This window comes from Actinomycetota bacterium (assembly GCA_036280995.1).
In the GTDB taxonomy this organism is placed as follows: Bacteria; Actinomycetota; CALGFH01; order CALGFH01; family CALGFH01; genus CALGFH01.
In genome coordinates, this window is the sequence record DASUPQ010000792.1 from 1 (window position 1) to 6,075 (window position 6,075).

The 6,075-nt window shown below is 73.5% G+C and carries 6 protein-coding genes; all 6 read right to left on the minus strand.

Annotated elements, in window-relative coordinates; genetic code table 11:
• On the minus strand, window positions 1-890 hold an 890-nt coding region (locus VF468_26430; protein HEX5881825.1), incomplete at its 3' end, for an adenylate/guanylate cyclase domain-containing protein.
• A gap of 8 nt (window positions 891-898) precedes the next feature.
• Complete coding sequence (locus tag VF468_26435) at window positions 899-1,882, minus strand: cyclic nucleotide-binding domain-containing protein (protein ID HEX5881826.1); 984 nt, start codon at window positions 1,880-1,882, stop codon at window positions 899-901.
• A 337-nt stretch (window positions 1,883-2,219) separates the two neighbouring features.
• Window positions 2,220-2,828, minus strand: coding sequence for an SRPBCC family protein (locus VF468_26440; GenBank protein ID HEX5881827.1), 609 nt, complete (start codon window positions 2,826-2,828; stop codon window positions 2,220-2,222).
• Window positions 2,825-4,525 (minus strand): potassium channel family protein, encoded by a 1,701-nt coding sequence (locus VF468_26445; GenBank protein ID HEX5881828.1) that lies wholly within the window; start codon window positions 4,523-4,525, stop codon window positions 2,825-2,827. Before VF468_26445 ends, VF468_26440 begins: the two co-directional genes overlap by 4 nt.
• A gap of 9 nt (window positions 4,526-4,534) precedes the next feature.
• A complete protein-coding gene (locus tag VF468_26450; protein ID HEX5881829.1) occupies window positions 4,535-4,738 on the minus strand; it encodes a hypothetical protein in 204 nt (67 codons plus the stop codon).
• Between the two features lie 2 nt (window positions 4,739-4,740).
• Window positions 4,741-6,075, minus strand: a 1,335-nt coding sequence (locus VF468_26455; GenBank protein ID HEX5881830.1) for an FAD-binding oxidoreductase, incomplete at its 5' end; no start/stop codon positions are given.

Below are 6,075 nucleotides of genomic sequence, written 5' to 3' on the forward strand. Positions count from 1 at the left end.
ATCTCGGCGGCCCGGCGGATGATCTCGGCCAGTGGCCAGAAGCTGCTCCCCTCGGCGTCGGAGGGGCACTGGCCGTAGAGCACGGTGGCGGCGTCGTCGAGGGCGTCGACGGCCGCCGCGACCAGCCGCGACTTGCCCACCCCGGCCGGGCCGAGCACGGTCAGCAGGTGGCAGGTGGAGGTCTGCACCGTCCGCTGGAACATCCAGTCGAACAGCTGCAGCTCGGCCAGCCGGCCCACCAGCGGGTTGTCCGAGCGCCGGGCGTGCCCGAGCGCGTCCGGGGACACGTCGACCAGCCGCCAGGCGCCCCCGTCGACCCCCTCGACCTCGGCCGCGACCAGCGCGTCGCGGGACAGGTGCCAGGTGCGCCGGTCGAGCAGCACCTCCCCGGGGCCGGCGGCCTCCTGGAGCCGGGTGGCCAGGTTGACCGCCTCGCCGATGACCAGCGGGTCGCCGCCGGTCTCCTCGACCATGACCTCGCCGGTGGCGACCCCGATGCGGACCTCGATCGCCGGGCTTCCCTCGGTGTCCAGGTCGGCGACGGCGTCCTGCATGCCTGCGGCCGCCCGGACCGCCCGCAGGGCGTCGTCCTCGCGGACCACCGGGACCCCGAAGGTGGCCACCACCGCGTCCCCGATGAACTTCTGCACCAGGCCGTGGTGGCGTTCCAGGACGGCCCTGGTCCGCTCGAAGAAGCGGGTCATGACCCGGCTCAGCGACTCCGGGTCGAGCCGCTCCCCCAGGGCCGTCGACCCGCTGACGTCGCAGACCACCACCGTGACCACCTTGCGGGCCCCGCGGCGCTGCTCGGCCACCAGGGCGGCGCCGCAGTTGAGGCAGAACCGGGCCCGTTCCGGGTTCTGCTCGCCGCAGTTCGCGCAGGTCAGCATCGTGGTGCTCAGCCGTTGCGGCGGCGCCTGGCCACCTCGGCCAGGGCCGTCCGGTCCACCCGGTCGCCGGGCACGACCGCCACCCGGCAGCGGGTCACGGCCCGCAGGGTGGCCGTCCGGCGCCCGCCCTCGAGCAGGGCCATCTCGCCCAGGATGGCGCCGGGGCCGACCTCGGCCACCTGAGCGCCGTCCTGCTCGACGGCCAGGACCCCGTCGAAGAGCAGGAACAGCTCGTCGCCGAGCTCGCCCTGCTCCACCAGGGCCGCGCCCTCGCGCAGGCGCCGGAACGGCGGGTCGGAGCCGATGATGATGGCCGACAGCTCCCGCTCCAGCTGGGACTCCACGGCCGTGACCACCGTCGGCGACTCCTCGTCGCCCCAGGGGTTCCTCTCCCCGAACGACTCCCGGTACCAGGTGTCGAAGTCGATCAGGCCGGTCTTGGCCTGGAGGGTGCCGTCGTGGCCGTAGATCCAGTGGCGCGGGAACGAGCTGGCCCCGACGACCTCGAAGCTGGCCGAGCCGTCGGCGCGGATCGACAGGGCCAGCGTCGACCACACCACCGGCCCCGAGACCTGGAGGTAGGGCCGCCGCCGGACCCGCCGGGGCGACGGCATGCCCGGCTGGCCGCCGGCGGTCTGGGTGAACCGGACCACGCCGTCGCCGACCTCGGGCTCGCCGCGCAGGTCGGGGTAGCTGATGCCGGGGAAGGTCAGGCCGATCCCGGCCAGCCGCATCCGGGTGTGGCCCATGTGGCCCCGGCCCAGGTACCCGTGGCCGGTGATGCGGCCGTCGTCGTCGACCTCGATGTAGGCCCGCAGCTCGTTGGCGAAGCGGATGGCGCTGGCGGCGAGCAGGCCCTCCAGGTCGTCGAGCCGGTCGGGCGGGGGCAGGTCGTAGTGGGCCACGCCCAGCTCGAACGGGAGCTTGACCATCCCCTCGATGGCTTCCCTGGGGATCCAGGACACGGAGGTCACCGAGGACTCGATCCTCACGCGGGCGGCACCTCCAGCGATCCGGGCGGCGGGGTATGGCGCATCCCATGATGCACGCTCCGCCGCGCTGGCGGGTCGGGAGGCGCGTTCGCCCGCCCTGGAGCATCCCGACCGGGTGGCGTCGCTCACCCTGGTCGCCCCGCCGGCCTCGGCGAGGACATCAACGCCGACTACATCGACGGGTTCGCGGCCGCCGAGCGCCGCCGCGAGCTCAAGGGGTGCTGCAGCTGCTCTTCGCCGACCAGGGGCTGGTCAACCGCAAGCTGGTCGACGAGGTGCTCCGCTACAAGCGCCTCGACGGCGTGGAGGCGGCCCTGCGGACCGTCGCCGGGGCCATTCAGCGGCCAGTCACCGGAGGTCGGGTAGACGCCGAGGCGCGCCGTTCGGCCTCGGCCTTCACCCCGGCCAGGGAGCTGGCGACGGCCTGCTCCCAGCGTCGGGCGACCAGCTCGCACCACCACTGTCCCGCCCGCCACAGGTCGGCGCCGATCTCCCCGTCGTAGGCCAGCGTGGTCGCCGTGCCGCCCGCCGCCTCGGTGAGCACGAACGCCTCCACGACATGGGGCACCGGTCCGCGGACCAGCCGGAAGTCGACCCGCTCGGGCCGGGTGAAGCGGACCGTCTCGACCGTCTGGGCGACCAGGCCGAGCCGCCCGCCCAGGGGGGTGAAGTGGGCCGCGAGCGCCATGTCGCCGCCGCGTTCCAGCACCCAGAGCTTGTCGGCCATCGCCCGCGCGGTGCGGCCCAGGTAGGGCTCGGCGATGAGGTCGAAGACCAGCTCGCGGGGGGCGGCCATCTCGACCCGCTGCGGGCCGAGCGGCCGGGTGCGCCGGCCGACCCCCAGGTCGACCGGGCAGGCGCCGGTGACCAGCCCGACGTACCCGGCCGCCGCCACGGCGGCGCCGCCGGCGGCGTAGCCGAGCAGCCGAGGGATCGAGGTGGTCATGAGGGGCTGGGGTCGGGGGTGGCGTGGACGTCGGTCTCGGTCCAGGCGAGGACGCGGCCCAGCTCGCCGCGGGGGATGACCACGACCAGCTCGACGCCGGCGTCCAGCCGGGTCGTCCCCCGGGGCCGCCAGGTGGTGCCGGCGCCGTCGTCCAGCAGCAGGACCCGGCTGTTGGAGGCGGCCTCCAGCTCGGCCACCGTGTGGCCCTGGACCCGGCAGCCGGGGGCCACCCGCAGCCGGACAACGCCCAGCACCGCCGCCCCGACGGCGATCGTGGCCAGGACGTGCTCGCCGGCGGCGGCGGCCGCGAACGCGGGGGCGGCCAGGGCCGAGGGGCTGCGGGAGATGTGGATGCCGAAGGCCCGCTCGACCCGGGCGGCCAGGTCGGGGTCGAACAGCCGCTGCACCACCCGGACCTCGGGGTTGAGGGCCTGCACGTTCAGGGCCGTCTCGAGGTTGACGATGTCGCTGGAGGTGACCACCACCACCGAGCGGGCCCGCTCGACGTGCAGGGTCTGGAGCGTCTCGGGCAGGCGGATGTCGGCCACCAGCACCGGGACGCCGAGGCGGCGCACCGCCGGCAGGTAGCGGTTGCTCTCGTGCAGCTCGGCGGCGACCAGTGGCACGCCCAGCTCGTGGAGCTGCTCCACCATCCGGTAGCCGATGTTGCCGAGCCCGCAGACGATCACGTGGTCGTGCAGCCCGCGGGGGATGTTGGCGCCCAGGACGCGGGCCAGCCGGGCGCTGATCAGCGCGTCGGTGATCAGCGCGAACAGGATGGCCAGGGCGGCCGTGCCCGACAGCATCAGGGCGACGCCGTAGAGCTGCAGCGGCGGCGGGGCGTTGCGCAGGTGGATGTCGCCGAAGCCGGTGGTGGTCATGATCGTGACCGTGAAGTAGATGGCGTCGATCAGGTCGAGGTCCTGCTCCGAGAACCACCAGAAGATGGCGATGCCGGTCACGGTCAGCCCGAGGACGATGGCCGTCATGACCCGCAGGCGGATGTCGGCCCCGAGCAGCACCGTCCAGGCGGCGGCGACCCGGCCGGGGTGCTCCACCGGCGGCCGCTCCGGGCGCCTGGTCCGGCGGTTGCCGGGCGCCCAGGACAGGCAGAGCAGCTCCTGGCCGCCGTCGGGGAACAGCTCGGCCGCGCCGTCCGGGTGGACCCGGGCCAACGGCAGCAGCACGCCGGGATCCGTGGCGGCGGCCCGCCGCACGACCAGGGTCCGGCCGGCCACCTCGACCCGCTGCTGCCAGTCCTGGAGCAGCGCCGCCGACACGAACGCGGGCACGGCCAGGGCGGCCGAGTCGAACACCTGGCAGTCCTCGAACAGCGCCTCGACCCGGCGGCCCAGCTCGCGGTTGAACATCCGCAGCCGCATCCGCAGGGCCGGGTTCAGCTCCTGGGCGGCCAGGGCGGCGTGCAGGTTGCCGACGTCGTCGTCCTCGGTGACGACCAGGGCCCGGGCCGCCGCCACCCCGGCCGCGGCCAGCACCGCCTGGTCGCGGTAGTTGCCCGGCACCAGGGTGGCGCCGAGCTCCCTGGCCCCCCTGGCCAGCTCCTCGGCCGGCGACCGCACGACCACGACGACCTCGACCCCGAGGCGCACCAGCTCCTCGAGCGTCCGGTAGCCGAGCTCGTTGAGGCCGCACAGCACCACGTGCCCGCCGGCCGGGGCCCCTCCCGGTTGGTCCATCGCCGATTGCTACCCGCTGGGACCCTCGGCATGCGGCGGCAGCACCTGGTCGGCGAAGTGGCGCTGCACCCAGTACAGGTACTCGAGGCGGTCGGTGACGATCCGCTGGACCTCGAAGTCGGTGGCGAACTGGGGGTAGACGCTCATCAGGGCCGGGTCGACCTCGTAGTGGCCGTCGTTGTCGATCACGCCCGGCGGCAGCTCCTCGGCCATGCTCACCCCTCCCCGTCCTCGTAGGCCTGGTCGAGCAGGTACTTGCCCGGGTTCATGATGTTGTTGGGGTCGAGCATCCGCTTGAGCTTCAGCATCAGGTCGAACTGGCCGCCGAGCTCGGCCGGGACCAGTTCGACCTCGCCCTCGCGGGTGGCGCCGTGGCAGGCCGAGATCGACCCGCCGGCGTCCAGCGACACCTGGGTGATCTCCCGCTTCATGTCGGTCCAGGCCCGCCAGCTGGCCTCGTCCAGGCGCTGCTCCCAGATGCCGATGTCGATCTCGACCAGGAAGTCGCCCCAGCCCTTGTAGGCGTTGTTGGTGTAGAAGAACATCCCCCAGTTGTCGAACACCTCGTGCTCGGCGATGTAGCGGTCGGCGATCTCGTGCCAGCGCCGCTTGACGAACGGCAGCTGGGAGTAGGTGATGGCCGCGTCCTCGCAGTGCCAGCTCATGTGGACGGCCCGGTCGCGGGAGCGGCCGTGCAGCGGGGTCGCGTAGCGGTCGTGGCGCGACGCCCAGTCCAGCTCCGACAGCTCCTCACCCAGGTAGCGGCCGCCGGTGTCGGCGCCGATGCGCATCAGCCGGTCGCGGGCGGCCGCGACCTCGCCCTCGGAGCCGTAGGCGGCCACGGCCACGATCGACTGGAGCGACTCCGGCTCGGGGATGTAGGCCTCGTCGTCGCGCCGGAGGTACTGGACCTTGCGCTCGTCGAACAGGATCACCCCGGCCAGGGTGGCCAGGTTGGAGCGGCAGAACGGCTGCATGGCCCGGTAGCCGGCCTCGAACGACTCGTAGCCGAAGAAGGCCGGGAACTCGGCCTCGGGCCGGGGGTACAGCTCCAGGGTGGCCTGGGTGGCGATGCCCAGGGTTCCCTGGTGGCCGAGGAACAGGTCCTTGAGCCGGAACCCGGTCGAGGAGTGGCGGATCTTGCGGCCGCCGCCCTGGCCGACCTCGACCACCTCGCCGGTGGGGAGCACGACCTCCAGGGAGATGACGTTGTCGCGGACGTGGCCGTAGCGGCTGCCCAGCAGCGACCAGCCGCCGGTGCCGATGCGGCCCGAGACGATGCTGACCGGGTAGGAGGCCGGGTCGTCGGGATACCAGACGCCGTACGGGGCCAGGCGCTCGTTGAGCTTGAGCATGTTGATCGACGGCTGGATGGTGACCGTCCAGTCGGTGGTGTCGACCTCCAGCACCTTGTTCATCCGCTTGGTGTCGACCACGATGCCGCCCCGGTTGGGCTTGGCCCCGTCGTTGAGGCCGGTGGCGCCGGCCCGGGGGACGATCGGGATGCGCAGCCGGTTGGCCAGCTTGACGATGGCCACGACCTCCTCGGT